This is a genomic window from Nocardioides sp. SRI_004 (assembly GCF_057586415.1).
In genome coordinates, this window is the sequence record NZ_JBYCZV010000006.1 from 240,767 (window position 1) to 265,649 (window position 24,883).

Consider the following 24,883-nt stretch of genomic DNA (forward strand, 5'->3'; position numbering starts at 1 on the left):
CTCCCACGTCGGTCTGGGTGTCCCAGGACGTGAGGATCGCGAGCGTCCTGAAACGCAGGGCTCGTCGGGATGTTCCTCGTCCCGGGCTCCACGGGTCTTCTCCGCGGCGCTCGGCAACCTGAGTGCCGCCATCGATGCGGGTCGTGGTGATCTAGGTTTCGCGGCCCAGACCCAGGTGGCCGTGAGGACGCGACACCGTTCGTCGTGGCCGCGGCGAACAGGGGAGCCGGAGCGACGGCGGTCCAGTCGGCGCCGTCTCGGTGACCTGCTCCTCGAGATGGCGATGGCCCCGGAGAGTCCGGGGCCATCGTTGACCGAATATGAGTAATTCGATCAATTTGCGACCTAAATGTCGTAGTAGTGACTGACTGACCCATGCTGACCTGCGCAAACGTCGAGATTTCCCGGCCGCTTGTACCGGGCTTGTAACAGGCTACCCGGTCTTGCCGGAGGGCTTGGAGCCAGGACTTGACCTAGATTGGTCTAGAAGTCGGCCACTTTCTAGGTCGGTCGACACCAGCTGGGGCACAGATCGCGGCGATAGGGTGCGGCGCCGGCGCGATGCGTTCACAGGCGCTCCAGGCCGCGCTCCAACAGGAGTGGGACGGCTTGGCCGGCGGTGTCGAAGCCGCTGCCATGGGTGGCACCCGCGCGGTACCGGTGGTCGATTCCGGTGGCGATCACGGCGAGCTTGAAGTATGCGAGGGCGAGGTGTTGGTTGAAGTCGGTCAGCGCGACACCGTCCGCCTGCTCGTAGGCGTTCGCGAGTTCCTCCACCGAGGGGATCCGGTCGCTGGTCCATGCGCCCGGGGCGCCGATGATGAGGTCGAAGACCGGGTCGCGGTAGACGCACATGTTCGCCACGTCGGCGACGGGATCGCCGATCGTGCAGAGCTCCCAGTCGACGATCGCGGTGACCTCGACGGGCAGGTCGGCGTGGCCGGGGATGCAGAGCAAGGTGTTGTCGATGCGGTAGTCGCCGTGCACGATTCCGGTCGCCTGCTGCCGGGGAAGCCGGTCCGCCAGGCGTGACCTGAGGGCGGTCGCGAGACTGGCGACCCCGGGGGCGAAGGCGTAGCCGATCAGCTCCCACTGACTGCTCCAGCGGCGCAGCTGTCGTTCTGCGTATGCGCCGGGGCGGCCGAAGCCTTCGAGGCCGACAGCAAAGTGATCGACGCGGTGGAGCGCGGCGAGCGCAGCGGCCAGCGCGGTGATGGCAGTGGCGACCTGCCGGTCGTCGAGCTCGGCGAGCTCGTCCCTGGTCTGCACAGTGCGCCCCTCGACGAAGCCACTGATTGCGAACGGGCCGCCGAGGAGGGCCTCGTCCTCGTGCAGCGCGACGGCGGGCGGCACCGGTACCTCGCTGGCACCCAGCGCCTTGGTCACGCGAAACTCGCGTGCCACGTCGTGCGCGGACGGCGTGCGGCCTGCGCGCGGCGGGGTCCGCATGATCCAGGCGCTGCTGTCGTCGTCGAGCCGGAAGGTCAGGTTCGATCGTCCGCCGGTCAGAAGGTGGCCGCGCAGCTCGCCGCGGACCTGCGTGCCGGCCTCGGCCATGACCGCGGCGATGCCGGAGAGCTCGTCGCTCGTGAGGACGGACTCGTCGCTGCTCATCCAGCGATCTCCCGCACCGCCCGGCGCGCGACCGCCCAGCGGTGGACCTCAGAGGCGCCGTCGTAGATCCGGAAGGGCCGGATCTCGCGGGCGATCTTGGCGACGGGCAGCTCGTGGGTGGTGCCCAGACCGCCGCACATCTGAACCGCGCGGTCGGCGACCCGGTGCAGGGCCTCGCCCGCGAAGGTCTTCGCGATCGAGGTCTCGCGCGAGCCGCGGCCACCGTCGTCGAGGACCCGACAGGCCTCCATGAGCAGGGCCCGTGTGGCCGCGAGGTCGATCTCGTTGTCAGCGATCATCTGCTGCATCATGCCCATCTCGGAGAGCCGACCGCCGAAAGCCTCGCGGCCCGCGACATGGGTCACCGCGACCTCGTGGGCGCGGCGGGCGGCGCCGAGCCAGCGCATCACGTGTGTCATGCGCGCGGGCCCGAGCCGGATCTGCGCTCCCGCGAAGCCGCGACCGACCTCGCCGAGGACGTCGCGATCAGGGACGAAGGCGTCGACGAACGTCACCTCGCAGTGGCCGCCGATCATCGACTTGTCCAGGCTGGCCAGGTGTCGCACCACAGTGACGCCCTCGGTGGTGGCGGGCAGCAGGAACATGGTTGCGCCGTCAGCGTCGCCGACCTCGCCGCCGCTGCGCGCCATCACGATGAAGAATGACGCTCCGTCGGCGCCGGTGATGAACCACTTGCGTCCCTCGATCAGCCAGCCGCCCTCCACCTTGGTCGCCTTGGTCGTGAGTGCGCTCGGGTCGGAGCCGGCGCCGGGTGACGGCTCGGTCATCGCGAACGCGGAGCGGACCTCGCCGCGCGCGAGCGGGCCGAGGAAGCGTTCGCGTTGGTCGCCCACCGCGAGGTGGTCGAGCAGGTGGATGTTGCCCTCGTCGGGTGCCGCGATGTTCAAGGCCAGCGGGCCGAAGAGCGAGTAGCCGGCCTCTTCGAAGACCGGTGCGCGGTCCACCATCCCCAATCCGAGACCACCGAGCTCGGTGGGCGCATGCGGCGCGAAGACGCCTGCCGCGCGGGCGGCCGTCTGGAGCTCTGTCCGGATGGCGTCGCCACCGGCGGCCTCGAGGTCGCCGTCGTGGTGGTCGTCCAGCGGCAGCACGCGCTCCCTGACGAACTCGCGGGTGCGGGCGACGATGTCGGAGATGTCGCGGAGTCTGTCGGTGGTGGGCATCGGGATCCTGCTTTCGAAGGGGTGGTCAAGCGGGCAAGGGCCTGGCACGGCGGTTCAGGTGAGGGTGAAGCCGCCGTCCACCACGACGGTCTGTCCGCAGACGTAGGAGCCGGCGTCGGACGCCAGCCACAGGAGCGCGGTGGAGATCTCACGGGGCGTGCCGAGGCGGTCGACGAAGGTTCGCCGGCGCAGGGCGGCGAGCTGCTCCTCGTCGTACACCGCGGTCATCTCGGAGGCGACGTATCCCGGCGCGATGGCATTGACGCGGATGCCCTTGCGGCCAGCCCACTGCTGGGCAAGGTCACGGGTGAGCCCCATGACGGCGGCCTTGCTGGCGCTGTAGGCGGCCTGCGGAAGCCCGGCGGTGGTGATGCCGAGGACGCTCGCCAGGTTGATGATGCTGCTGCCGGGCCGCATGACCGCGGCCGCCGCCTGAGCCAGCCAGTAGGAGCCCATCAGGTTCACGTCGATGACCTGGCGGAACTGCTCGGGCGTCTCCTTGAGCGCCGGGACGGCGGTGCCGACGCCGGCGTTGTTGACCAGTACGTCGACCCGGCCGAACCGCTCCATCGCGGCGTCGACGACCCGGCGGCAGTCGCCCGGGCTGCTCACGTCGGCCTGGACCGCGAGGGCGTCCCTGCCGATCTCGCGGACCTGGGTTGCGGTCCGGGACAGTCCGTCGGCGCGGCGTGCGGCGAGCACGACGTCGGCGCCGGCCTCTGCGAGCGCGACGGCGAAGTCCACGCCGAGCCCTGACGATGCACCGCTGATGACGGCGACCCGGCCCTCGAGGCGGAACGAGTCGAGGATGCTCATCCGACGACGCCGTGGTGGCGCGTCGTGACGTGGCGCACGACGTCGCTGGTGTGCCCCTCGCAGATCGGGCAGCGAGGACCCAGGAGCCGGTCGAGGACTTTTCTGATCAAGGCGGGCACCCTCACGCAACAAGGAAGTTACAGATGACTTGATCAGACTACTTGATCAAATGACCATGACGGGCTTAGCGTGGTGCGCATCACATCGACCGGTCGCGTCGTTCCTGCGACCTTCGCCGAGAAACAAGGAAGACGCATGACAAGCATCGACAGCACCCGAGACACTGGCGCCATGGCGCCACCGGAGGTGGAGGACCACAAGCTGCGCGGCGACCTGAACGCTTTCCAGCTCCTCTTCGGCATTCTCGCCTACAACGCCCCGCTGGTAGCGGTGGTCGCATTCCTGCCGCTGACCATCGGCTACGGCAACGGGCTGGGCGCCCCCGTCAGCTATCTGGGGGCAGGCGTGGTCATCGCGCTGTTCGCCAGCGGCTTCCTCAAGATGTCGCGCCACATCGACAATCCGGGAGGCTTCTACTCCTACATCGCGCTCGGACTGGGTCGCGAGGCCGGTCTGGGCGCGTCCTTCCTAGCGGTCATGACCTACTACCTGCTGCTGCTCGGGGGCTACGCGCTCGCCGGCGTCCTCGTCGGCAGCTTCGTGACCGACACGCTCGGCGGCCCGGACGTGGCCTGGTGGGTCTGGGCGGCTGCCTGCCAGGTCGTGATCGGCATCTTCGGCTACTTCAACATCGAGCTGTCGGCACGCTTCCTGACGTTCTTCATGTGCTGTGAGTCGGTGCTGATCCTGGTCTACGAGGCGGTGGTCCTCGCGCGCGGCGGTGCGAGCGGTCTGTCGGGGTCCTCGTTCTCTCCGGATAACATCACGTCTGGGAGCATCGGTATCGGCCTCTTGTTCGCCGCGCTCAGCTTCAGCGGCTTCGAGGTGACAGCGGTCTTCCGTGACGAGGTCCGCGACCCGGCGCGCACCATCCCGAGAGCGGCGTACGGCTTCATCGCGATCATCGGCGTCGGGTACGCCGTCTCCACGTGGGTGATCATCCAGGCGTACGGCTCGGCCAACGCCGTGACGCTGGCGGCCACCGACCCGACCGGGAGCGTCACGACGACCTTCCAGACCTACCTCGGCAGCGCCGGCGTACACCTGGTCTCGGTGCTGGTGATCACGAGCGGGTTCGCCTCGCTCATCGCGATCCACGGTGTGCTTTCGCGCTACCTGTTCAACCTCGGCGTCGACCGGATCCTGCCCCGCCGCTTGGGTGCCGTCCACCAGCGGCACGGCTCGCCGCACCAGGCGTCGATCTTCGCCAGCGCCGTCGTGGTCATCGGTTTCCTCGTCAGCGTGCTGCTCAAAGCCGACCCGTCGGTCCTCTACGCGCAGCTGTGGGGCATCTTCGGTTACGCGCTCCAGATCCTCTTCGTCCTGACCACGGTCGCCGTCCTGGTCTTCATGCGGCGGACGCGTCCCTCCGACACCACGGTCTGGCACCGTGTGATCGCTCCCGTGCTGGCCCTCGTCGGGCTCGCGGTGACGTTGTGGCTGGCGACGGACAACATCGAGCTGCTGATCCCCGGCAGCGGGGCAGTGACGATCACCTACGTGGTGCTCGCCGGGGCAGTCGGGGCAGGCGTCCTCTACGCGCTCGCCCTGCGTCGCGCCCGGCCCGACATCCACCAGCGCATCGGTCGCAGGTAGCACCTGCTGGAACGCTCACCGCCGGTGGCCGACATCTCGTCGGCCACCGGCGGTGTCGTTCTGCGGGTGCGACGAGGTCAGCCAGCCCGGACCACCTCGAGCTCGCCTGCGGCGTACTGCCGGCGGAGCGTCTTCTTGTCGAACTTCCCGACGCTCGTCTTGGGCACCTCGGCGATGAACGCCCACCGCTCGGGCAGCTGCCACTTCGCGCAGGAGCCGGCGAGGTGGATGCGCAGCTCCTCGGCGTCCGCGACAGTCCCCTCGCGGAGCACGACGGCGACGCACGGGCGCTCGTCCCACTTGTCGTCGGGTACGCCGAAGACCGCGGCCTCGGCCACGGCCGGGTGCGACATGACACCGTTCTCGAGGTCGACCGAGGAGATCCACTCGCCGCCTGACTTGATGACGTCCTTGGCGCGGTCGGCCAGGGTGAGGTAGCCGTCAGGGGTGATCCGGCCGACGTCCCCGGTGCGCAGCCAGCCGTCGTGGAACGCGTCGCTCCCGGTGGCCTCGCCGGTGGGGGAGTAGTAGGACCCGGTGATCCACGGGCCGCGCACCTCGAGCTCGCCGAGCGCCTCGCCGTCCTGGGGCAGCACGTTGCCGTCGTCGTCGACCAGCCGGTGCTCGACCAGCGGCGGGAACAGACCCTGGCTCACGCGGTAGGGCCACGCCTCGTCTTCCGACGCCCAGGCGGGCGGGTGCGCGACGGCGCCGAGCGACGATGTCTCGGTCATGCCCCAGCCGTGCAGGATCCGCACGCCGTGCTGCTCCTCGAACGCCTTCATCAGCGCAGGTGGCACGGCGGAGCCGCCCACCACGACCTCGCGCAGGTGGCTGAGGTCCTGGGGGTGCTGCTCGAGGCGAGCCAGGACGCCGGTCCAGACGGTCGGGACGGCGGCGGCAGTGGTGGGCCGGGCGGCCGCCATGAACGCCAGCAGCGGCTCGGGCTGCAGGAACCGGTCGGGCATGAGCAGCGAGGCGCCGGAGACGAGGGCGGCGTAGGGCAGGCTCCAGGCGTTGACGTGGAACATGGGGACGACGGCGAGGCACCGGTCGCGCGCCGACAGGCTCATGGCGCTGGGCGTCGTCACGTGCATCGCGTGCAGGTAGAGCGACCGGTGGGAGTAGACCACGCCCTTGGGGTCGCCGGTGGTGCCGGAGGTGTAGCACATGGCCGCAGCCGAGCGCTCGTCGAGCACGGGGTAGTCGAAGGTCGTCTGTTCGCCGGCGATCAGGTCCTCGTAGGAGTGGACGGCGACGGAGGCGGGCGCGTCCAGTGCGTCGTCGCCGTTGACCACCACGACGTGCCGCACGCTGCGCATGTCCGGCAGGAGCTTCGCGAAGGTCTCCACGAGCGACCCGTCCACGACGACGACGCGGTCCTCGGCGTGGTTGGCGATGAAGACCAGCTGCTCGGGGAAGAGCCGGATGTTGAGCGCGTGCAGCACTGCGCCCATGGCGGGGACCGCGCTGTAGACCTCGAGGTGCTCGCTGTTGTTCCACATGAAGGTCGCGACACGGTCGAAGGGGCCGACGCCCAGCTTCGTGAGGGCTCCGGCGAGCTGGGCGGCCCGTGCCGCGAGCTCGGGGTACGTGCGGCTCCGCGTTGTCTCGCCGGTCCAGGTGGTCACGGTCGAGGCGGTGTGTGCCTCCCCGGCGTAACGCAAGAGTCGGCCGAGCGAGAAGGGCTCGTCCTGCATCGTGCTCAACATCGCTGGCTCTCCTGTCATTGACGAACGGCCGCCGCTCGCGTCATAGTGATCAAACGATCAAGTCATCTGACTGTAATGATGTTCGCGGGCATCGGCAAGCGGCCCACGAGGAAGTCGAAGGGAAGAGTCGGCATGGAGTCACGCCCCGGTCACCAGGACGTCGTCATCGTGGGAGCGGGTCTCTCCGGCATCGCCGCGGCGGTCCAGCTGAAGTCCGACCACCCCGCCAGGTCGTTCGTCATGCTCGAGCAGCGCGACGCACTCGGCGGGACCTGGGACCTGTTCAGGTACCCCGGCATCCGCTCGGACAGCGACATGTTCACCCTGGGCTACGCGTTCAAGCCGTGGATGCAAGAGAAATCGATCGCGTCCGGCGCCTCGATCCTGGACTACCTCCACGAGGCCGTCGCCGAGCACGATCTCGCCTCGCACGTACGCCTGAACCGGAAGGTACGCCGCGCCGACTGGTCGAGCGAGTCCCACCGCTGGACCCTGCAGGTGGACACGCCCTCAGGCGTCGAGACCAGGACCTGTTCCTTCCTCTACTTGGCGGCCGGCTACTACGACTACGACGGCGGCAACATGCCCGACTTCCCCGGTATCGAGCAGTTCGAGGGCAGGGTGATCCACCCCCAGGAGTGGCCCGAGGGTGTCGACTGCTCGGGGCAGCAGGTCGCCGTCATCGGCTCGGGCGCGACGGCGATCACCCTCATTCCCGCGCTCGCCGAGACGGCCGAGAAGGTCACCATGGTGCAGCGGTCGCCGACGTACGTCGCGATCGACTCCGACGTCGACGAGGACGCCCAGCGGCTGCGCAAGGAGGTCGGTGACCGGGAGGCGTTCGAGCGCATCCGGCTGCGCAACCTGGCGCTGCAGCAGGAGCGTTATCAGGCGGCCCGCACCTGGCCGGAGGAGTTCAAGAGACCCCTCTTCGAGGCGATCGAGGAGATCGTGGGCCCCGAGATCAGGGAGCAGCACTTCACGCCGTCGTACCAGCCGTGGGACCAGCGCCTCTGCCTCGTGCCCAACGGCGACCTGTTCCACGCCATCGCCAAGGGCCGGGCCGAGGTGGTCACCGGCTGCATCGAGACCTTCACGCCCCGCGGTCTGCGGATGACGTCGGGGGAGGAGGTCGAGGCCGACGTGGTCGTCACGGCGACCGGCCTCAAGCTCGTCACCTTCGGCAAGATCGACCTGTACGTCGACGGGGGGCAGGTCGACGTCGGTGAGTCCTTCACCTACAAGGGCGTGGCCCTCAGCGGCGTCCCGAACCTGATGACCGCCTTCGGCTACCTCAACTCCTCCTGGACGCTCCGCATCGAGCTGGTCAACAAGTTCTGGAGCGCCGTGCTCGCCCGCATGGACGAGGTCGGTGCCCGGGAGGTCCGGCCGCTGCTCGCCGCGGAGGAGTCGGCGATGGAGCGGCGTCCCTGGATGACCGGCGTGACGTCGGGCTACCTGGTGCGGCACATGGACGACATGCCCAAGCAGGGAGACCACGCGCCGTGGCTCAACCCGCAGGTGCACGCGGAGACCGAGGCGCTCCTCAGCGACCTCGACGACGGCCGCCTCACGTTCCGGTGAGGACGATGATGACCGACGCAGAGGCAGCGCCACCAGGCGTTGTCAAGGCTGCGGTGGCAGGGGCGTGGGCCGCTGCAGCCATCGCGTACGAGCTCGACTACCGCGGCCTCGCCGCAGCCCTGGAGGACCTGGCCCTCGTGCTGGGTGCAGTGCCGGCGATGGATGCCCACCGGATCGCCGATGCGCTGCTGTCGAGCCCGCAGCGCGGCTGAACGGGCGCGACATGGCGGATCGGCCACGTCTGAGCCACGGGGTTCTTCTCGCCCCTGCGATCGTGAGCGAGGTCGCGGCATCGCTCAGCCTCAAGGGCGCACTGCACCGTCCGGCGCTCTACGTCGTCGTGGTGCTCGGTTTCACGGTTGCGACGGCCCTCCTCGTGCAACTGCTGCGGCGCGGTGCTCCGTTGGGCACGGTCTACGGCGTCTGGGCGGCCTCCGGGGTGGCCCTCACCGCCGGGCTCTCGTCGGTGCTCTACCGGGAGCCGCTGACTCCCCTCACCGCGCTGGGGCTGGCGGTCGTCGTCGCTGGAGTGCTGTTGGTCGAGCTCAGCGCTCGGGCCGACGAACGTGCGGACGGCGAACGATGACGCGCGCCGTCCTGGTAGCCGTCGCGATCTGCGTCGAGGTCGGCGCCACCCTCTGCCTCAAGGTCGCCACGACCGGCGGTCGTCGCTGGCTCGCCGTGGCGCTCTTCGGGTACGTCGGTGCGTTGGCCGCGCTCACCGGTGCCCTGGCTGACGGGGCGCCCCTGGGGATCGTCTACGGCATCTGGGCGGCATGCGGTGTCGCCGCCACCGCGGTCGCATCGAGGTGGCTCTTCGACGAGCGGCTCAGCTCGCTCTCGGTGGCAGGTATCGGACTCATCGCCGTCGGCGTGCTGATGGTCGAGCTGGGCGCCACGCGGTGAGTCAGTACTTGATCACCGAGCGGCCGGGCCATGGGCTACAACAGTGTGCACCGACCTGGCCGGATCGCGGTGCACGGTGTCGTAGCAACGCGTAGCCCCGATCGTGACAGTGGTCACCACGATCTGGAAGGGGACCTCAGGTGACGTCGTACGAGTCGGGCAGGGCAGTACAGGCGCCGCGGCGTGCCGCACACGTCGAGGGAGCCCCGGAGGGTTCGGGGAGCCGATGGGCCGTGATCGTGGCGTACTGCGCCGTTGCGGCCGCGAGTCAGGCACTCCTGGTGAACTACGCCCCCGTGACCAACGACGCGGCGCGGCACTTCGGTGTCTCGGTGACCGCCGTCGGCTGGCTCTCGCAGGTCTTTCCGCTTGTCTACGTGCTGGTCGCGATTCCGGCCGGCCTGGTCCTGGACCGCTTCTTCCGTCCTGCCCTGGTCCTCGGTGCCCTTCTGACCGCCGGCGGTGCGCTCCTGCGCCTGGCGGGTGACAGCTATGGCTGGGCGATGACCGGCCAGGTCGTGGCCGCGGCGGGCCAGCCCTTCGTCCTGAATGCGATCACCGGGCTCGTCGTGGTCTACGTCGTGGCGAAGGACCGCACCACCGGCATCGCTGTGGCCTCGTCAGCGATCTTCGCCGGCATGGTCGCGGGCAGCCTGATCGGCGCCAGCCTCCCTGGTGAGGAGCACATCCGCACGATCACCGTGCTCACGTCGGTGATCGCGACGGTCGCCGCACTCGGCCTCGTCATCGCCTTGGGGGTCGTGCGGCCGTTGGCCGCTGCAGACGCCATTCCTGCGACCAACGGGCTCCAGTCCGTGCGCGCCGCGTTCGGCAACCGCTACCTCCGTCGACTGTGCGCCATCGTCGCGATCCCCATGGGTACCTTCACTGCACTCGTCACCTACGGCCAGCCCCTGCTGGAGCCGGCAGGAGTGTCCGAGACCAGCGCCGGTCTGATCCTGGCGAGCATGATGGTCGCAGGGGTGGTCGCCAGCGCCTACGTGCCGGTCTGGGCCGATCGGCACGCTCGCGAGGTGCAGGTCATGGGCCTCGGCATTGCCCTGACCGCGGGCGCTTGCCTGGTCCTGGCCGTGGCTCCGAACACGGTCATGGCGTACATCACGCTGATCGGCGTCGGGCTCGTGCTGCTTCCGGCGCTGCCGATCGTGCTGGCTCTGACAGAGCGGCACGCCCAGGATGCCGAGGGCACGGCCGCAGGCCTGATCTGGCTGTCCGGCAACATCGGGGCTGTCCTGATCACGACGGTCGTCGGAACGCTGGTGGCACACGAGTCGGTCGACTTCGTCATCCTCGCCCTCCTCACCATCGTTGCGATGCCGGCGATCTCCTGGTACCGGCGCCTCGATCGGCCGAGCAGCGCCGGCGTGGCCGCCTGAGACTCTACGGGCCTTCCGCGGCGAGATCAGGAGCGATCTCCAGCACCAGGAGCGCCGCGGCGACGTGGGTGGGGTTGTCCTCCACCTTCACTGCGGACAGCTCGTTGGCCCGCGAGACGCGGCGCTCCACCGTGTTGCGGTGGGCATAGAGGCTGGCGGCCGCCCGCGTGGTGTTGAATCCGCACTGGACGTAGGTCAGCAGGGTCTCGCGCAACGCCTGGTCGGCATGGGCGAGCTGGCCGAGGGTGTTGACGACAAAGCGCTGCGCCGATGCGCGATCGCGGGTCAGCGTGTCGATGAGCTCGACGTCGGCGTACGCCGTGAACGGCCGGTCGGATCGGAGGCGGAGGAGCATGGCCTGCGCGGCGAGGGCGTCCTGGTGGCTGGAGCGGAAGCCCTCGAGTCCGTGGCCGGGCCGGCCGGCGGCCGTCTGCACGCCGTCCGCCTTCGACATGATCTTCTCGACGGGGTGCAGGTCCGCACCGGTCGGAGCGGAGAGCCAGATCCAGCGGGAGGTCGTGCTGGCCCGGGCCACGAGCGCGGTCCGGCCGGCGGGCGTTGAGCGCACGGCCGCTACTGCTGCCTCCAGGGCCTCCGCGTGACCAGGATCCAGCATCCAAAGGATGAGGGCGGTGTGGTTGCGTGCGAGCCGGTAGTTCAGGCGGGCCTCGGCGGCCTCCTGGGAGATGGAGGTGCCACTCGCGATCATCTGGATCATCGCGATCGCCTCGGCATCGGCGTCGGCGACTGTGTCGGCGAGGCTTGCTTCGCGCGCCGCGGCCACCCAGTCGAAGGCGTACTGAGCCATCGACTGCGCCATCACGTCGAGGGCGGCGGCGAGCACAGCGGGATCCGTGCACTGGGCCAGGCAGACCTCGAGCCAGCGCCGCCAGGCAAGGCCGAGCGCCACCCGCCATGCGGCCGTGAAGTCGGGAGCGATGTGGCGCGAGGCGAGGTCGCGGATGTACGCGACCGTCCGGGCGCTGAAGTAGGGGTCCACCCGGCACCCCGGGTGCTGGATGTTCGCGGTGAGCCAGTGGACGAGGTCGGAGCGACCGATGGCGCGGTCCTCGTTGGCCAAGGAGCCGTCCGCGAGCAGCTCCTCGCTGTTCTGCGCCGTGAGCGCCGGCCCGATGAGGGCCTCCGCCAGGTCGTCGGACTCGGTGAGGAGCTGCTGGCACACGGACCGGATCACGTCGGCCGCCTCGGGTGGGGGTGCCGCCCACAGTTCCTCCATGGACGCAGTGTGCACGATCCGTAGGGCCGGAGATCAGGGCATCTCGACCTGGGTCTGTGCGGCATTCACCCGGTCGGCATGCCCGGAGATGCAACGCGTGATCGGGTCGACCAAGCAGTGGAGCTGTTGACGTTCAACGTCGCTGGCGCGTGGTGATCGCAACGACAGCGCGCACCTCTCTCAAGCCGCTCGAGTGCACGGTGCACCGACTTGGTCCGGGCACCCCTGCAGGTCATTGACGTGGCGATCTGACGCCGCACACGCTCGATCAAATGATCCAGTCAACGAGTGCAAGTGAGAGGAGCCGACGATGAAGGACACCGTGTTCCTGCTGTCCGATCTGTGGCTGATGGCGACGACCTGGACGTATGGATTCAAGTTCTGGCGCAACTACCGCAACCAGCTGCTGACCCTCGAGTGGTTCGTGGTGGCTGTGTCTTCGACGAACTTCCTGCTCTGGTCGCTGCTCGGCGGCGACAAGTCCAGTCCGCTGTACGACCTGGCCTACGCTCTCGACGCGTTCTCGCGATCGTTCGGCATCACGCTCATCCTCGTCATCGGACTGCTGTCCGTCACGCACGGCTACAAGCCGCCGGCGTCGGTCAAGCTGGGTGCCACGGGGCTCGCCATCGCCGGCGCGCTCGTCCTCGGACGCATGCACAGCGACCACCTGGTGCACGACTTCCCGCACGTCGCCCTCGCGGTCTTCTACGTCGTGACCAACCTGCTCACGACCGTGTTCCTGGCCTACTTCACGATGCGCCTGTGGCGGGCAGGTCTCGCCCGGATCGCTGTCGTGACGGGACTCGTGACGGCCGCAGCGACGTACGTCGCGGTCACCTACGACTTCTTCCCCCTGTCCTTCGACGACGCGGACCGCACGATCTTCTACACCATGGCGCTCACCGTGTGGGGCGCGCAGGCCATCACCTACTACTACGCCTACAAGGCGATGCGCGAGCACAACGCGGCCACGCCTGCGCCCTCGCCTCGGCCGATCGGAGCAGCGTCGTGAATGTCGACAACATGGAGCTCACCAGCTTCAGCGGCTGGATCGACCCGCCGACCGACCTCCAGCCGGCCCTCGCCGAGGGCATCATTTGCGACGTCGCGGTGATCGGCGGCGGTGTCGGCGGCATGGCGACCGCGAAGCGTCTCGCCGAAGTTCCCGCCGTTCATGATGATGGGCCGCGCCGGGTTGCGCACGATCTGGGCTGTCGACCGGCTCGGCGACCTCTTCAACGGCCACAAGCGCCGTGCTCGTCGTGCCGCGTCGGAGGCCAGCGAGGCCGCCGCCGCTGTCGGCACCTCCCTGCGTCCTGATCTCTGACACCCATCTCGGCCATTGACGCACTGGGTGACCCGGGTCATACTTGATCATACGATCAAGTCAATCGATCAGAGGTGAGTCATGAACAGCCCAGCAGCACTGGTCGCCACGGAGGCCGACCCCACGCCGCTCGTGCTCTCGTTGGCCCGGACCCTCCGGGCCAGCGCCCAGGTCCCGGAGCTGCGGGAGCTGATCAAGCAGACCAGCGGGAGCATCGCGCTGCGCTCGGTCACCGACGTGCAGTCCGCGTCGCTGACCTTCGATGGGTCCGGTGTGCTCGTGAGCCACGGGCTCGCTGATGGGGCGGAGCAGGCCGAGCTGCTGTTCGACCCGGAGTACACCGTCGGCGAGACCACGGACGCCGTCGGCCTCGCGGCCGCTCGACTCCTCGCACCGCCGTTGCCCGAGTGGCGTGACGCGGCGGCGCGCTTCTGGGACGTCAACCAGGGCACCTCCGGCTTTCCGAGCCGACTGGTGGTCGTGTGCATCGACGAGGAGACCCAGGAGGCCTACGGCGACGGCGACGACTCCTACGAGATCCACGGGTACGGCCCGGCACTCGCTGCCGTCCTCAGCGGCCAGATCGAGAACTTCCTGTACGCCGTGGCGTTCGGCGTGGTGTCGATCGTCGGCTCGGCGGCGCAGATGTCCGTGATGTGCGGTGCTCACTGGAAGGTGCGGTTCGGTGGCTGAGACGAAGACGATGCAGGCGTCCGAGGTCAAGCAGTGGCTGGCGGACAACGAGATCACCTCGGTCCAGGTCCAGGCCACGAACCTGGACGGCACCTTCCTCGGCAAGACCCTGTCGATGGAGAAGTTCCTGGGCAGCCTCGAGAACGGCGTCGCCTTCGCGGACGTCGTCTTCGGCAACGACCTCGGCAACTTCCCGATCCTCGGCGTCGCGTTCCCGTCCTGGCGGGGCGAGCTGGAAGACATCTTCCTGCGCCCCGACCTCGGCACGCTGTGCGTGTGGCGGCCGGGCGTCGCCGCGGTCATCGGGGACTTCTGGACGGCCGAGGGTGAGCCGGTCAGTGTCTGCCCGCGCAACCAGCTGCGCAAGATCGCTGCGCGGGCCGAGGAGCTCGGGTACGGCATCAAGGCGGCCGTCGAGATCGAGGCGACCGTCTTCGAGGAGTCGGTGCAGAAGGCTCGCGCCGGGGGCTACCAGAGACTCACCCCGCTGGGGGGCACGGCCGGGTCGGCGTACGTCCTGGGCAAGTCCTCCGACTGGTGGGAGTACCTCGAGACCGTCGAAGCGCGCCTGCGCGCTATTGGCATCGGCTGGGAGGCGTGGAACGACGAAGCGGCAGCCGGTCAGGTCGAGGTCAACGTCGCGGTCGGAGACGTCCTCGACGCGGCGGACCGGTGGGCGCGGACGCGGCAAGTGATGCGTGAGGTCGCCTACGAGCTGGGCCGCACGGTGACCTTCATGGCGAAGTGGTCCGACGCGTGGGGCCAGGCGTCCCACATCAACCTCTCGCTCACCGGTGCTGACGGCAACGCCTTCTACAGCCCGGACGGTTGCTCCGAGGTCATGCAGCACTTCGTGGGCGGCGTCATGGCCGCGATGGCCGGCACCACCTCCTTCGCGCTGCCGTTCATCACCTCCTACCGCCGGCTGGTGCAGCTCGAGGGCCCGCCGACCACGATCACGTGGGGCCACGACAACAAGACCACCGCGGTGCGGGCGATCACCGGGCACCCGGCGTACTCCCGCATCGAGTACCGCCTGCCGGGCGCGGATGCCAACGTCTACCTGGTCGCCGCGGCCGTAGCGGGCGCTGGGATCCACGGCGTCGTCAACCAGACCGCGCCGCCGGAGCCCTTCGTCGGCATGGCGTGGGGCCTGCCCGGAGGGGTGGAGGACATCCCCACCAGCATCACCCAGGCGGCTACCGCGCTCCAGGCCGACAAGGTCCTCCCCGAGGTGCTGGGCGAGGAGCTCGTGACCTACTGGCTCGGCACCAGGCGCTGGGAGTGGCTCGCCTTCCACACCATGGGCGGCGGCGACCCTGATGCCGGCCTGACTGCCTGGGAGTTCGCGCGCTACTTCGAGCTCGTGTGAGCACGCGCATCGCGGCCGCCGTCCTCAACCGGGCGCCCGGCCAGCTCGAGATCGAGGAGCTGGTGATCGACGACCCCGCCACGGACGAGGTGCTGGTCCGGGTGGAGTACGCCGGACTGTGCCACTCCGACCTTCACGAGATCGACGGCACGTTCGACACGACGCCGCCGATCGTGCTGGGGCACGAGCTCGTCGGCGAGGTCGTCGAGGTCGGCAGCTCGGTCATGGACTTCGCGCCGGGCGATCGCGTCGTGACCTGCCTGTCCATGTTCTGCGGCACGTGCGCCTACTGCCTCGAGGGTCGCCAGACGCTGTGCGTCAACCGCGGCCGGCTGCAGCAGGAGCGCTCGCGGCCGCGGCTGACCAACGCCACCGGTCAGGCCGTCCGCCCGACCGCTGGTATCGGCGGGTTCGCCGAGATGGCGCTGGTGCACCAGAACGGTCTGGTCGCGGTGCCCGCCGATGTGAGTCCAGCGACGGCGAGTGTGCTCGGGTGCGCGGTCACAACCGGCATGGGCGCCGTGCTGCACAGCGCGCGCGTCCGCGCGGGCCAGACCGTGGCCGTGATCGGGCTCGGGGGCGTCGGGTTCGCTGCACTCCAGGCCGCCCGGCTCGCCGGCGCCGCACAGGTCATCGGCATCGACGTCGTGCCCAAGAAGCTGCACCAGGCCCTCGAGTTCGGCGCCACCGATGTCGTCGACGCGCGCGACGGTGACGCCGTTGCCGCCGTCCGAGCAGTCTCGGGCGGCGGCGTCCACCACGCCTTCGAGGCCGTCGGCTCGGGCCGCACGGTCGGCCAGGCGTTCGCGATGCTGCGCGCCGGCGGGACGGCCACCGTGATGGGCATGGTCCCGGACGCGCACCAGATCGACATCCGCGGCTCCGAGCTGTTCCTGGAGGAGAAGCGCCTCCAGGGCTGCTTCATGGGATCCAACCACTTCAAGGTCGACATCCCGGTGTATGCAGAGTTCAACCGGATGGGTGCCCTGCGCCTCGACGACCTGGTCACCGCCGAGTACGACCTGGCCACCATCAACGAGGGCTTCAAGGCGCTCGCCTCCGGCGACGAGATCCGCGTCGTGGCCCGCATCGGCGGCCGGGCATGAAGCCCTTGATCGGCATCACCGGACGCCAGCTCGCGCTCGGCATGGTGGCGAACACGTCCGCGAGGTTCCGCGACCAGCGGATCGCCAGCTACTTCTCTGCCTTCGCCGAAGCGGTCGCCGGGGCCGGTGGCATTCCCGTGCTCATCCCGTTCTCCGCCGACGCGACCGATGTCGTCCCGCGGTTGGACGGGATCGTGATCACCGGCGGTCAGGACGTGCACCCCGCCCGCTGGGGCGGGCGCGCCGCGGTCGATCCGTCCGCGGACCCCCGCTGGGACCACGACGTCCACGACGCCGAGCGTGACGCCTACGAGGCCGCGCTCATCGTCGCTGCCCTGGGCGACGGCACACCGCTGCTCGGCGTGTGCCGCGGCCACCAGCTGCTCAACGTCGTGCTCGGCGGCACCCTGGTCGAGCACCTCCACGACGGACCGATCGTGCACGCCGCTCCGTACGCCGCGCCCAGCGACGGCGAAGCAGGTCACGTCGTCGAGTTCACGGAAGGGTCCGTGCCCCGCGCGGTCTACGGCTCCCGGCGGGTGACCAACTCCTGGCACCACCAGGCAGTCGACCGACCCGGCGACGGCCTCCGCGTCGTGGGACGTACGCCGGACGGCGTGGTCGAGTGCATCGAGCTCCCCGACCGCCCGGTCGTGGGCGTCCAGTGGCACCCCGAGTGGACCGCCACCCAACCCGAACCGATCTTCGACTGGCTGGTGGGCGCGGCATCGCGGCGTACCGCCGACGAGCTGGTCCTGGACAGAAAGGTCATGGCATGACCGCGCCCCGTGTGAGCACGCTGACCACCCTCGACGACTGGCTCAACCTGAAGGCGCACACCACGATCCCGTCGGCGATGTGGGTCGACGGTGCCTGTGACGATGCGTCAGGACGGACCCTGCCGCTGGTCACCCCGCGTGACGGCTCGGTCGTCGCCCACGTGACCAGCGCTGATGCCGCCGATGTCGACCGCGCCGTGCAAGGGGCACGCCGGACCTTCGAGCGGGGCAGCTGGTCCCGGCTCGAGCCGCGTGAGCGGGGCGAGGTGCTGATCCGCTGGGCCGAGCTCCTGGATCAGCACCGCGACGAGCTCGCACTGCTGCTCGCCCTGGAGATGGGCAAGCCGGTCACGGTCGCCTGGAACGTCGAGCTCCGCACGGCGATCAACACGATCCGCTGGTACGGCGAGCTCGTCGACAAGCTCTACGACGAGTCGCCGCGTGGCCGCAACGATGCCCTGGCCCTCGTGACCCGTGAGCCGCTCGGCGTCGTCGGCGCGATCACGCCGTGGAACTTCCCGATGACGCTGGCCATGTTCAAGATCCCTGCCGCGCTCGCCGCCGGGAACAGCGTCGTGGTCAAGCCCGCCACCCAGACCCCACTGTCGCTGCTGCGTGCGGCCGAGCTCTCCGCTCAGGCAGGGCTCCCCGCGGGTGCTCTCCAGGTCGTGACCGGCAGCGGCTCCGCCGTGGGCTCCGCGCTGGCGCTGCACGATGACGTCGCCATGCTCACGTTCACCGGCTCCACCGAGGTCGGCAAGAAGCTGCTGACGTACGCGGGGGAGTCCAACGCCAAGCCGGTCTCGCTCGAGCTGGGCGGCAAGTCGCCCAACATCGTCTTCCCGGACGCGCCCGACCTCGACGAGGCCGCGGAGGTGGCCGCCTGGGCCATCTCCTTCAACAGCGGCCAGATGTGCACCGCCGGCTCCCGGCTGGTGGTCCACGAGGACATCCGCGACGATTTCGTCGCCCGCGTCGTTAAGCATCTCGAAGCCCACGTGATCGGCGACCCGCTCGACCCGGCCACGACCATGGGCCCCCTGGCCTACGCCGGCCACCGTGACGACGTCGTGGACGAGATCCGCAAGGGCATCGCGGGCGGCGCCACCCTGCTGATGGGATCCGACGAGAAGCGCAAGGACGGGCTGTACGTCTCGCCCGCGGTGTTCACCGACGTCGATCCGGACAGCCGGCTCGCCCAGCACGAGATCTTCGGCCCGGTCCTGTCGGTCCTCACCTTCTCGACGGAGGAGGAGGCGGTCGCGATCGCGAACAACTCCGACTACGGCCTCGGTTCGTCGGTCTGGACCAGCGACCTGAGCCGCGCGCACCGCCTGGCCCGGCAGATCCAGGCCGGCATGGTCTGGGTCAACTGCTACGAGGAGGGCGACACCTCGGTGCCCTTCGGCGGCCAGAAGCTGTCCGGTCACGGCGCCGACCGGAGCGTGCACGGACTGGAGAAGTACACCTCGCTGAAGACGACATGGATCACCCTCGAAGGAGCATCATGAGCACCGCACAGCAGCACCAGGACACCCTCCAAGCCCGGCTCAGCGAGCTGGCGGCCGCCATGGAGGCTCAGGACATCGACGGGCTCATGGCCCACTACGACGACGCCCTCGTCTTCGTGGAGAACGGCAAGGAGAGGGACAAGGCCGGTCTCAAGGCCTACGTGCAGGAGCTGTGGGCCGGGGACGCAGGCTTCTCGGTCGAGCTCGCGACGATGCACGCCGTCGACGACGTCCTCGCCGTGACGCTCGAGGCCTCGGCGAGCGCAGCGACCGAGTCGGGCGAGAAGGTCACGATCAGCTGGCCGATGTTCGTCGCCTACCAATTCGACCTCACCACGCTCAAGGTCGTGCGCGAGGTGGCCTTCTCCGACGAGGCGGGAGTCGCGGAGAAGTTCGCCGCGGCCGGCGTCGCCTGACCAACCCACCACCCCGCGATGGAGGTCCGGGGTCGACGTACGACAGAGGAGTTCAAGATGAGCAAGCACGACTTCGACACCATCGTGATCGGCGGTGGCTTTGCTGGCGTGACCGCCTGTCGTGACCTGGCCGAGCAGGGCTACTCGGTGTTGGTGCTGGAGGCACGGGACCGCCTAGGCGGTCGGGTCTACTCGGAGCGCGGCTCGATCGGTGACTGGGAGGGCGTCATCGAGCACGGTGGCCAGTACGTCTGGTCGGACAAGCAGGTCAACGTGATGGCCGAGATCGAGCGTTACGGCCTGACGGTCGTCCACAGCCCGTGGCCCGAGTGCTACCCGACCGTCGACCGGGGTCAGTACAACCCTGGGCCCTTGCCGGTGCCGGTGGAGGACGTTTTCGACTTCGAGCGGGCAGCACACCAGATCATCAGCGACGCCAAGCGCATCACACTCGGCATTCCGCTGGACCGGCAGAACCTGGCCGATCTGGACATCCCGTTCAGCGAGTACCTGGACAACCTCAAGGTCGGTCCCGCGACCCGGGGCTTCTTCACCTTCCTCGGGAGCTTCTTCACCGGTCGCTACCCCCATGAGATCTCGGCCCTTCCGCCACTGCAGTTCGTCGCGCAGATGGACTACAGCCTGATCCGTGCCTGGGGTGTCCTCGACGAGTACACCGAGGAGGGGATCAGCACGCTCGTCGACGCGATGGCTGCGGACTCCGGCGCCGACATCCGGCTGAGCAGTCCTGTCGCCTCGGTCCGCCAGGATGACAGCGGCGCGACCGTCACCACAGCAGCGGGGGACACGTTCACGGCGAGCACCGTGGTGGTCGCTACCCCTGTCGCGTGCTGGAAGAACATCACCTTCGACCCGCCCCTAAGCGAGGGGAAGATGCTCACCGCTGGGGGCCACCACAACTCCGCGTCGGTCAAGGTCCACATGCAGGTGAGGAACGCGCCTCACATCCCGTTCGCACTGGCGAACACCGAGACCGAGAACGGTGCGTGGTGCCTCTACACCGACACCGACCTCGGCGAGGCCGGGCAGCTGATGACCGGCTTCTACACGAACCACCCCGACAACAAGGACCGGTTCGGCACGGACTTCGCAGGTGTCGAAGCCTTCCTGCACGCCTTCTTCCCGGAGGCGGAGCTGGTTGCCTTCGAGCTCCACGACTGGAACGAGGACGAGTGGTCGGGCAAGGGCGACTGGCTCGCACTCCCCGCAGGCATCATCAGCAAGTACCACGCCGAGACGGCACGCCCGGAGGGCCGCCTGCACTTCGCCACCGCCGACATCGCCCAGACGTTCCTCGTCTGGTTCGAGGGTGCGATCGAGATGGGCAAGAAGGCAGCTGTCGACGCCCAGCGGCTCATGACCCGCGAGGCGATCGAGTCCAAGGTGCCCGCTCGCGCGAAGGCGTCGACTGCTGCGTCAGCGTCCGCCCAGGCATGAGCATGGTCGCGGAGGTCGGCCAGGACGCCTCGAGCGTGGAGCTCCGGGGGGACTACACCCGACGGGCGCTCGAGGCTCTGGACCTGGCCGCCTCCTTGGCCGGCACCGAACGGGGGCCAGGGCCTGGCGCGCTCCTGCGTGCGCTGCTCCAGCAGGAACGCACGATCACCGCTCTGGTCTTTGCGGAGCTCGGCACGGATCTCGTCGCCCTGAGTGCTGAACTGAGCGCTGCCGCCGCGGCAGACAGCACGACGCTGACCGCGGCGCTGCGTGCAGCCGAGCACGAGGCGAAGCAGGTGGGCGACGCCTACGTGTCGGTCGAGCACCTGTTGATCGCGTTGGCCGGCTACCGCGACGGCGTGGGGGCGATCCTCGGGTCGTTCGGCGTCGACCGGAGAGCGATGCTCGACGCGGTCCTCCGGGTGCGTGGCCCGGTGACGGTGCAGGACGCCGAGCCCGAGCGGACCTACCTCGACCTCCAGTGGCGGCCGGCGCCGGTCTCGACTCAGCTCCGGCGCTACAGCCGTGACCTGACCGAGCTGGCGTTCCGGGGCAAGCTCGACCCGGTGCTCGGCAGGGATGCCGAGATCGAGCGTGTGATCCAGGTGCTGGGTCGCCGCCGCAAGAACAACCCCGTCCTGATCGGGGACCCCGGAGTCGGCAAGACGGCGATCGCCGAGGGTCTCGCCCAGCGGATCGTCGCCGGCGACGTACCCGCCGGCCTGCTGAACCAGCGGCTCGTAGCGCTCGACGTGGGTTCTCTCGTCGCCGGCGCGAGCTACCGCGGCGAGTTCGAGGACAGGATCAAGGCGATCCTGACCGACGTCGGCGATGCGCAGGGTGGCGTCGTCCTCTTCGTCGACGAGCTGCACACCATCGTGGGTGCAGGAGCCGCCGAGGGTTCCGTGGATGCCGGCAATCTCCTCAAGCCGATGTTGGCGCGCGGCGAGCTGCGCACCCTTGGCGCCACCACGCTCGACGAGTACCGCAGGTACGTCGAGAAGGACGCCGCGCTCGAGCGCAGGTTCCAGCCCGTCCAGGTCGACGAGCCATCGGCCGCCAGCGCCGTCGAGATGCTGCGGGGCCTGCGCTCCGGCTACGAGCAGCACCACGGCGTGCGCCTGACCGATGCCGCACTCGTCTCTGCCGTGGCCCTGAGCAAGCGCTACATCCCCGACCGGTTCCTGCCGGACAAGGCGATCGACCTCATCGACGAGGCCGGCTCCCAGCTCCGGATCGAGCTGGACAGGCGCAACGAGGTCGACGTGGATGCGGAGGTCGTCGACGATGACAACATCGCTCGCGTCGTCGCCGCGTGGACCGGCATTCCCGTCACGCGCCTGCAGGAGGCGGAGCTCGAGAAGCTCGCGACGATGGAGGAGCGTCTCGGCGAGCACGTCGTCGGCCAGACCATGGCGGTGGCCCGCGTCTCGGCCGCCCTGCGCAACGCGCGAGCCGGCCTAGCCGACCCGGTGCGGCCGCTCGCCTCACTGCTCCTGTGCGGCCCGTCCGGGGTGGGCAAGACGCATATCGCGCACGTCCTCGCTGAGTTCATGTTCGGCAGTGACGAGGCCCTGGTCCAGCTCGACATGTCCGAGTACTCCGAGCGGCAGGCCGTTGCCCGCCTGATCGGTGCGCCGCCGGGCTACGTCGGCTACGAGGAGGGTGGTCAACTGACCGAGGCCGTCCGTCGTCGGCCTTACTCCGTCGTCCTCCTCGACGAGATCGAGCAGGCCCACCCCGACGTGCACGCGCTGCTGCGCCAGGTAATGGATCAGGGATCTCTCACCGACAGCCAGGGCCGGTTGGTCAGCTTCCGCAACGTCGTGCTCGCCATGACCTCGAGCCTCGTCGACCTCACAGCTGTCACCCAGACTTTCCGGGCCGACTTCGTCACCCGGCTGGACGACATCGTACCTCTCGAGCCCCTGGCCGAGAGCGACATCGACCGGCTGATCGGCATGCAGGTCGACGCCCTCTCCACGCGTCTTGCCCACCGCGGGATCGCGCTGCGAGTGACGGACGAGGCACGGGCCTACGTGGCGCGTCTCGGGTACGACGAGGACCACGGGGCACGTCTGCTGGCTCGTGTGTTCCAGCAGCAGGTCACGACAGCGGTCTCGCGCTGCGTGCTGACCGTTGGTCCGCGTCGGGGTGAGCAGGTGGTGGTCGACGTCATGGAGGGATGCATCGCGGCGGCTGTCGCCCGATCGGGTACCGAAGAGTGAAGAGACCAGACACGACGCAGCAGGACATCGCGGTGCTCGGGCTCGGGCACATGGGGGCCGCGTTGGCCCGCCTCCTCCTCGAGGCCGGCTTCACCACGACGGTCTGGAACCGCTCGATCGAGAAGGCGGCATCGCTCGTCGATGCCGGCGCGACCGTCGCGTCGGACCCGGCGGGAGCCGTGGGTGGTGCTGCTGTGGCCCTGTTCTGCCTGGACCGCTACGAGCACGTCCAGGCGCTTCTCGAGCAGGCTGACCACGCAGGCACCCTGGCTGGACACGTCGTCGTGAACCTCACCTGGGGCAACCCAGACCAGGCCCGCGCCATGAGCAGCTGGGTGGAGGAGCGCGGCGCGCGTTACCTCGACGGCAACATCTACGACTATCCGGTCAACCTGGGGCCGGAGTCGGACGCCGTCGCGTACGCCGGAGATCGCGCGGTGTTCGACGCCCAACTGTCGCTTCTGGCGGCGTTGAGCCGACCGCACTACGACGGCGCTGACCCTGGCCTTCCGAACATCCTCGGCTCGGCGGGCAGCGTCATGCACCACGTCTCCCTCGCCGGGTTCTACGAGGCTGCGGCCTATGCCGCCCACTACGGCGTGCCTCCTGCGACGGTCCTGGACTTCAACGAACGGCTCGGTGTGCCGTTGACCTCGCACGCGTCTCGTGTCGCCGTCGAGCATCTGCAGAGCGGCGACTTCACCAGCGACCAGGCGGACCTGCGAACGCATCTCGACGCCATGATCGTGAGCCGAGCCGACATGGAGCGCATCGGTCAGCCCGCGCCGATGCTGGGGGCGTTCGTCGATCTCCTTGCAGGCATGGTCGAGGACAAGGGCGACCTGGCGCTGGCCGCGGCCTACGACGGCTTCACGCGCACCCAGGACTGACCATGCCCACCCCTCCAGCTGAGCCCGCTGACGTGGCCGTCGTCGGCTGCGGACTCATGGGGGCCGCGCTGGCCCGCACCCTGGCCGACCGCGATTGCTCGGTCGCCGTGTGGAACCGGACCCATGAGCGGGCGCTGGAGTTCTCGTCGGAGGGGATCCGCGCCGTACGGGAGATGTCTGACCTCGTCGCCGGCGCCGGTGTCGTCCTCTCGTGTCTGGCTGACTACGACGCGGCGTACGCCGCCTTCGCTCCGGTCGATAACTGGAGCGGAACGGTGGTGGTGCACCTCGCCTCGGGAAGCCCCCGAGAAGCTGAGGAGATGAGCCGATGGGCCGCCGATCGAGGAGCGCTCTTCCTCGACGGGAGCATGTTCTGCTACCCCGAGGACATCGGCGGCCCGCACGGACTCTTCGCGTACGCCGGCAGCGACGCCGCCTGGTGTGCGGCGGAGTCGATCCTCCGGCGCCTGGATCCGGATCCGGTGTACCTCGGGGCGGACGTCACGGCTGCGAACGCGCTGCTGACGGGCGGGGTGCTCTTCTACCTTCCTGCCGCGGTGGCGTGCGTGGAGATGGTCACCTACCTGCAGCGGGCCGGGGTCGGTGTGGAGGGGGCGGTCCGCGTGATGCGCACCTTCGCTCACAACCTCGTCTCCGCGACGGAGGAGATCCATCACGGGATCGAGACCGATGACCACCACTCGTCGCGAGCGGTGATCGACACCTATGCCTACGGCGACCGGCTGATCGCCGAGGAGCTGAGAAGGGCGTCTCAGCAGGCCCCTGTCGCGACCACAGCGGCCCGCCTGCTGGCCGAAGCCAGTGCAGCAGGGAGCGGTCATCTCGGGCTGTCGGCGCTGAGTGGGCTGCTGACGGCTTCATCGACCAGCGGGGACTGATCGGCGTCGAGGGCCGGGGGTGTCGAGGGTGCTAG

At 69.2% G+C, this 24,883-nt stretch carries 23 protein-coding genes; 18 read left to right on the forward strand and 5 right to left on the reverse strand.

Annotation, left to right across the window (positions count from 1 at the left end; translation table 11 throughout):
- Window positions 1-567 precede the first annotated feature (567 nt).
- From AC2YHB_RS10680 to AC2YHB_RS10690, 3 genes are read right to left on the reverse strand one after another with little or no spacing between them, the layout of a single operon-like run.
- On the reverse strand, window positions 568-1,614 hold the full coding sequence (locus AC2YHB_RS10680) for a phosphotransferase family protein (RefSeq protein ID WP_487353843.1): 1,047 nt from the start codon (window positions 1,612-1,614) through the stop codon (window positions 568-570).
- Window positions 1,611-2,798 carry an acyl-CoA dehydrogenase family protein gene (locus tag AC2YHB_RS10685; RefSeq protein WP_487353844.1) on the reverse strand — a complete coding sequence of 396 codons (1,188 nt, stop codon included), beginning with the start codon at window positions 2,796-2,798 and terminating at the stop codon, window positions 1,611-1,613. The genes AC2YHB_RS10680 and AC2YHB_RS10685 overlap by 4 nt, the downstream gene beginning before the upstream one ends.
- Before the next feature lie 54 nt (window positions 2,799-2,852).
- Complete coding sequence (locus AC2YHB_RS10690) at window positions 2,853-3,614, reverse strand: SDR family NAD(P)-dependent oxidoreductase (RefSeq protein ID WP_487353845.1); 762 nt, start codon at window positions 3,612-3,614, stop codon at window positions 2,853-2,855.
- Window positions 3,615-3,869: 255 nt separating this feature from the next.
- Here AC2YHB_RS10690 and AC2YHB_RS10695 point away from each other — a divergent pair, with 255 nt between their 5' ends.
- Entirely contained in the window at window positions 3,870-5,330 is a 1,461-nt protein-coding gene (locus AC2YHB_RS10695) for an APC family permease (RefSeq protein WP_487353846.1), read from the forward strand.
- Between the two features lie 77 nt (window positions 5,331-5,407).
- Here AC2YHB_RS10695 and AC2YHB_RS10700 read toward each other — a convergent pair whose 3' ends face one another.
- Complete coding sequence (locus tag AC2YHB_RS10700) at window positions 5,408-7,042, reverse strand: long-chain fatty acid--CoA ligase (protein WP_487353847.1); 1,635 nt, start codon at window positions 7,040-7,042, stop codon at window positions 5,408-5,410.
- A gap of 132 nt (window positions 7,043-7,174) precedes the next feature.
- Here AC2YHB_RS10700 and AC2YHB_RS10705 point away from each other — a divergent pair, with 132 nt between their 5' ends.
- From AC2YHB_RS10705 to AC2YHB_RS10725, 5 genes are all read left to right on the forward strand, one after another.
- Complete coding sequence (locus tag AC2YHB_RS10705) at window positions 7,175-8,626, forward strand: flavin-containing monooxygenase (protein ID WP_487353848.1); 1,452 nt, start codon at window positions 7,175-7,177, stop codon at window positions 8,624-8,626.
- Window positions 8,627-8,631: 5 nt separating this feature from the next.
- Complete coding sequence (locus tag AC2YHB_RS10710; RefSeq protein WP_487353849.1) at window positions 8,632-8,838, forward strand: hypothetical protein; 207 nt, start codon at window positions 8,632-8,634, stop codon at window positions 8,836-8,838.
- Between the two features lie 11 nt (window positions 8,839-8,849).
- Window positions 8,850-9,212 carry a DMT family transporter gene (locus AC2YHB_RS10715; RefSeq protein ID WP_487353850.1) on the forward strand — a complete coding sequence of 121 codons (363 nt, stop codon included), beginning with the start codon at window positions 8,850-8,852 and terminating at the stop codon, window positions 9,210-9,212.
- On the forward strand, window positions 9,209-9,532 hold the full coding sequence (locus AC2YHB_RS10720; RefSeq protein WP_487353851.1) for a DMT family transporter: 324 nt from the start codon (window positions 9,209-9,211) through the stop codon (window positions 9,530-9,532). The genes AC2YHB_RS10715 and AC2YHB_RS10720 overlap by 4 nt, the downstream gene beginning before the upstream one ends.
- 239 nt (window positions 9,533-9,771) lie before the next feature.
- Window positions 9,772-10,929, forward strand: a complete 1,158-nt coding sequence (locus tag AC2YHB_RS10725; RefSeq protein ID WP_487353890.1) for an MFS transporter — start codon at window positions 9,772-9,774, stop codon at window positions 10,927-10,929.
- Between the two features lie 4 nt (window positions 10,930-10,933).
- Here the strand turns inward: AC2YHB_RS10725 and AC2YHB_RS10730 are convergent, their stop codons facing one another.
- Window positions 10,934-12,166 carry a PucR family transcriptional regulator gene (locus AC2YHB_RS10730; RefSeq protein ID WP_487353852.1) on the reverse strand — a complete coding sequence of 411 codons (1,233 nt, stop codon included), beginning with the start codon at window positions 12,164-12,166 and terminating at the stop codon, window positions 10,934-10,936.
- A 310-nt stretch (window positions 12,167-12,476) separates the two neighbouring features.
- On the opposite strand from AC2YHB_RS10730, the gene AC2YHB_RS10735 reads away from it, so the two are divergent.
- The 12 genes from AC2YHB_RS10735 (at window position 12,477) to AC2YHB_RS10790 (ending at window position 24,848) form a co-directional block, all read left to right on the forward strand.
- Window positions 12,477-13,181 carry a hypothetical protein gene (locus AC2YHB_RS10735; RefSeq protein ID WP_487353853.1) on the forward strand — a complete coding sequence of 235 codons (705 nt, stop codon included), beginning with the start codon at window positions 12,477-12,479 and terminating at the stop codon, window positions 13,179-13,181.
- Between the two features lie 162 nt (window positions 13,182-13,343).
- Complete coding sequence (locus AC2YHB_RS10740; protein WP_487353854.1) at window positions 13,344-13,496, forward strand: hypothetical protein; 153 nt, start codon at window positions 13,344-13,346, stop codon at window positions 13,494-13,496.
- An 81-nt stretch (window positions 13,497-13,577) separates the two neighbouring features.
- Entirely contained in the window at window positions 13,578-14,189 is a 612-nt protein-coding gene (locus AC2YHB_RS10745; protein WP_487353855.1) for a hypothetical protein, read from the forward strand.
- On the forward strand, window positions 14,182-15,561 hold the full coding sequence (locus tag AC2YHB_RS10750; RefSeq protein ID WP_487353856.1) for a glutamine synthetase family protein: 1,380 nt from the start codon (window positions 14,182-14,184) through the stop codon (window positions 15,559-15,561). The genes AC2YHB_RS10745 and AC2YHB_RS10750 overlap by 8 nt, the downstream gene beginning before the upstream one ends.
- Window positions 15,558-16,667: a Zn-dependent alcohol dehydrogenase gene (locus AC2YHB_RS10755; protein WP_487353857.1), complete on the forward strand. Its 1,110-nt coding sequence runs from the start codon at window positions 15,558-15,560 to the stop codon at window positions 16,665-16,667. Before AC2YHB_RS10750 ends, AC2YHB_RS10755 begins: the two co-directional genes overlap by 4 nt.
- Complete coding sequence (locus AC2YHB_RS10760; RefSeq protein ID WP_487353858.1) at window positions 16,664-17,446, forward strand: gamma-glutamyl-gamma-aminobutyrate hydrolase family protein; 783 nt, start codon at window positions 16,664-16,666, stop codon at window positions 17,444-17,446. The genes AC2YHB_RS10755 and AC2YHB_RS10760 overlap by 4 nt, the downstream gene beginning before the upstream one ends.
- Window positions 17,443-18,957 (forward strand): aldehyde dehydrogenase family protein, encoded by a 1,515-nt coding sequence (locus tag AC2YHB_RS10765; protein WP_487353859.1) that lies wholly within the window; start codon window positions 17,443-17,445, stop codon window positions 18,955-18,957. Before AC2YHB_RS10760 ends, AC2YHB_RS10765 begins: the two co-directional genes overlap by 4 nt.
- The gene (locus AC2YHB_RS10770; RefSeq protein WP_487353860.1) at window positions 18,954-19,373 is read left to right on the forward strand and encodes a YybH family protein; all 420 of its coding nucleotides are present in this window, start codon (window positions 18,954-18,956) and stop codon (window positions 19,371-19,373) included. Before AC2YHB_RS10765 ends, AC2YHB_RS10770 begins: the two co-directional genes overlap by 4 nt.
- A gap of 57 nt (window positions 19,374-19,430) precedes the next feature.
- Window positions 19,431-20,831, forward strand: a complete 1,401-nt coding sequence (locus tag AC2YHB_RS10775; protein ID WP_487353861.1) for a flavin monoamine oxidase family protein — start codon at window positions 19,431-19,433, stop codon at window positions 20,829-20,831.
- Complete coding sequence (locus AC2YHB_RS10780) at window positions 20,828-23,059, forward strand: ATP-dependent Clp protease ATP-binding subunit (RefSeq protein ID WP_487353862.1); 2,232 nt, start codon at window positions 20,828-20,830, stop codon at window positions 23,057-23,059. Before AC2YHB_RS10775 ends, AC2YHB_RS10780 begins: the two co-directional genes overlap by 4 nt.
- Window positions 23,056-23,949, forward strand: a complete 894-nt coding sequence (locus AC2YHB_RS10785) for an NAD(P)-binding domain-containing protein (RefSeq protein WP_487353863.1) — start codon at window positions 23,056-23,058, stop codon at window positions 23,947-23,949. Before AC2YHB_RS10780 ends, AC2YHB_RS10785 begins: the two co-directional genes overlap by 4 nt.
- Window positions 23,950-23,981: 32 nt before the next feature.
- Window positions 23,982-24,848, forward strand: coding sequence for an NAD(P)-binding domain-containing protein (locus tag AC2YHB_RS10790; protein ID WP_487353864.1), 867 nt, complete (start codon window positions 23,982-23,984; stop codon window positions 24,846-24,848).
- The last annotated feature ends 35 nt before the right edge of the window (window positions 24,849-24,883 follow it).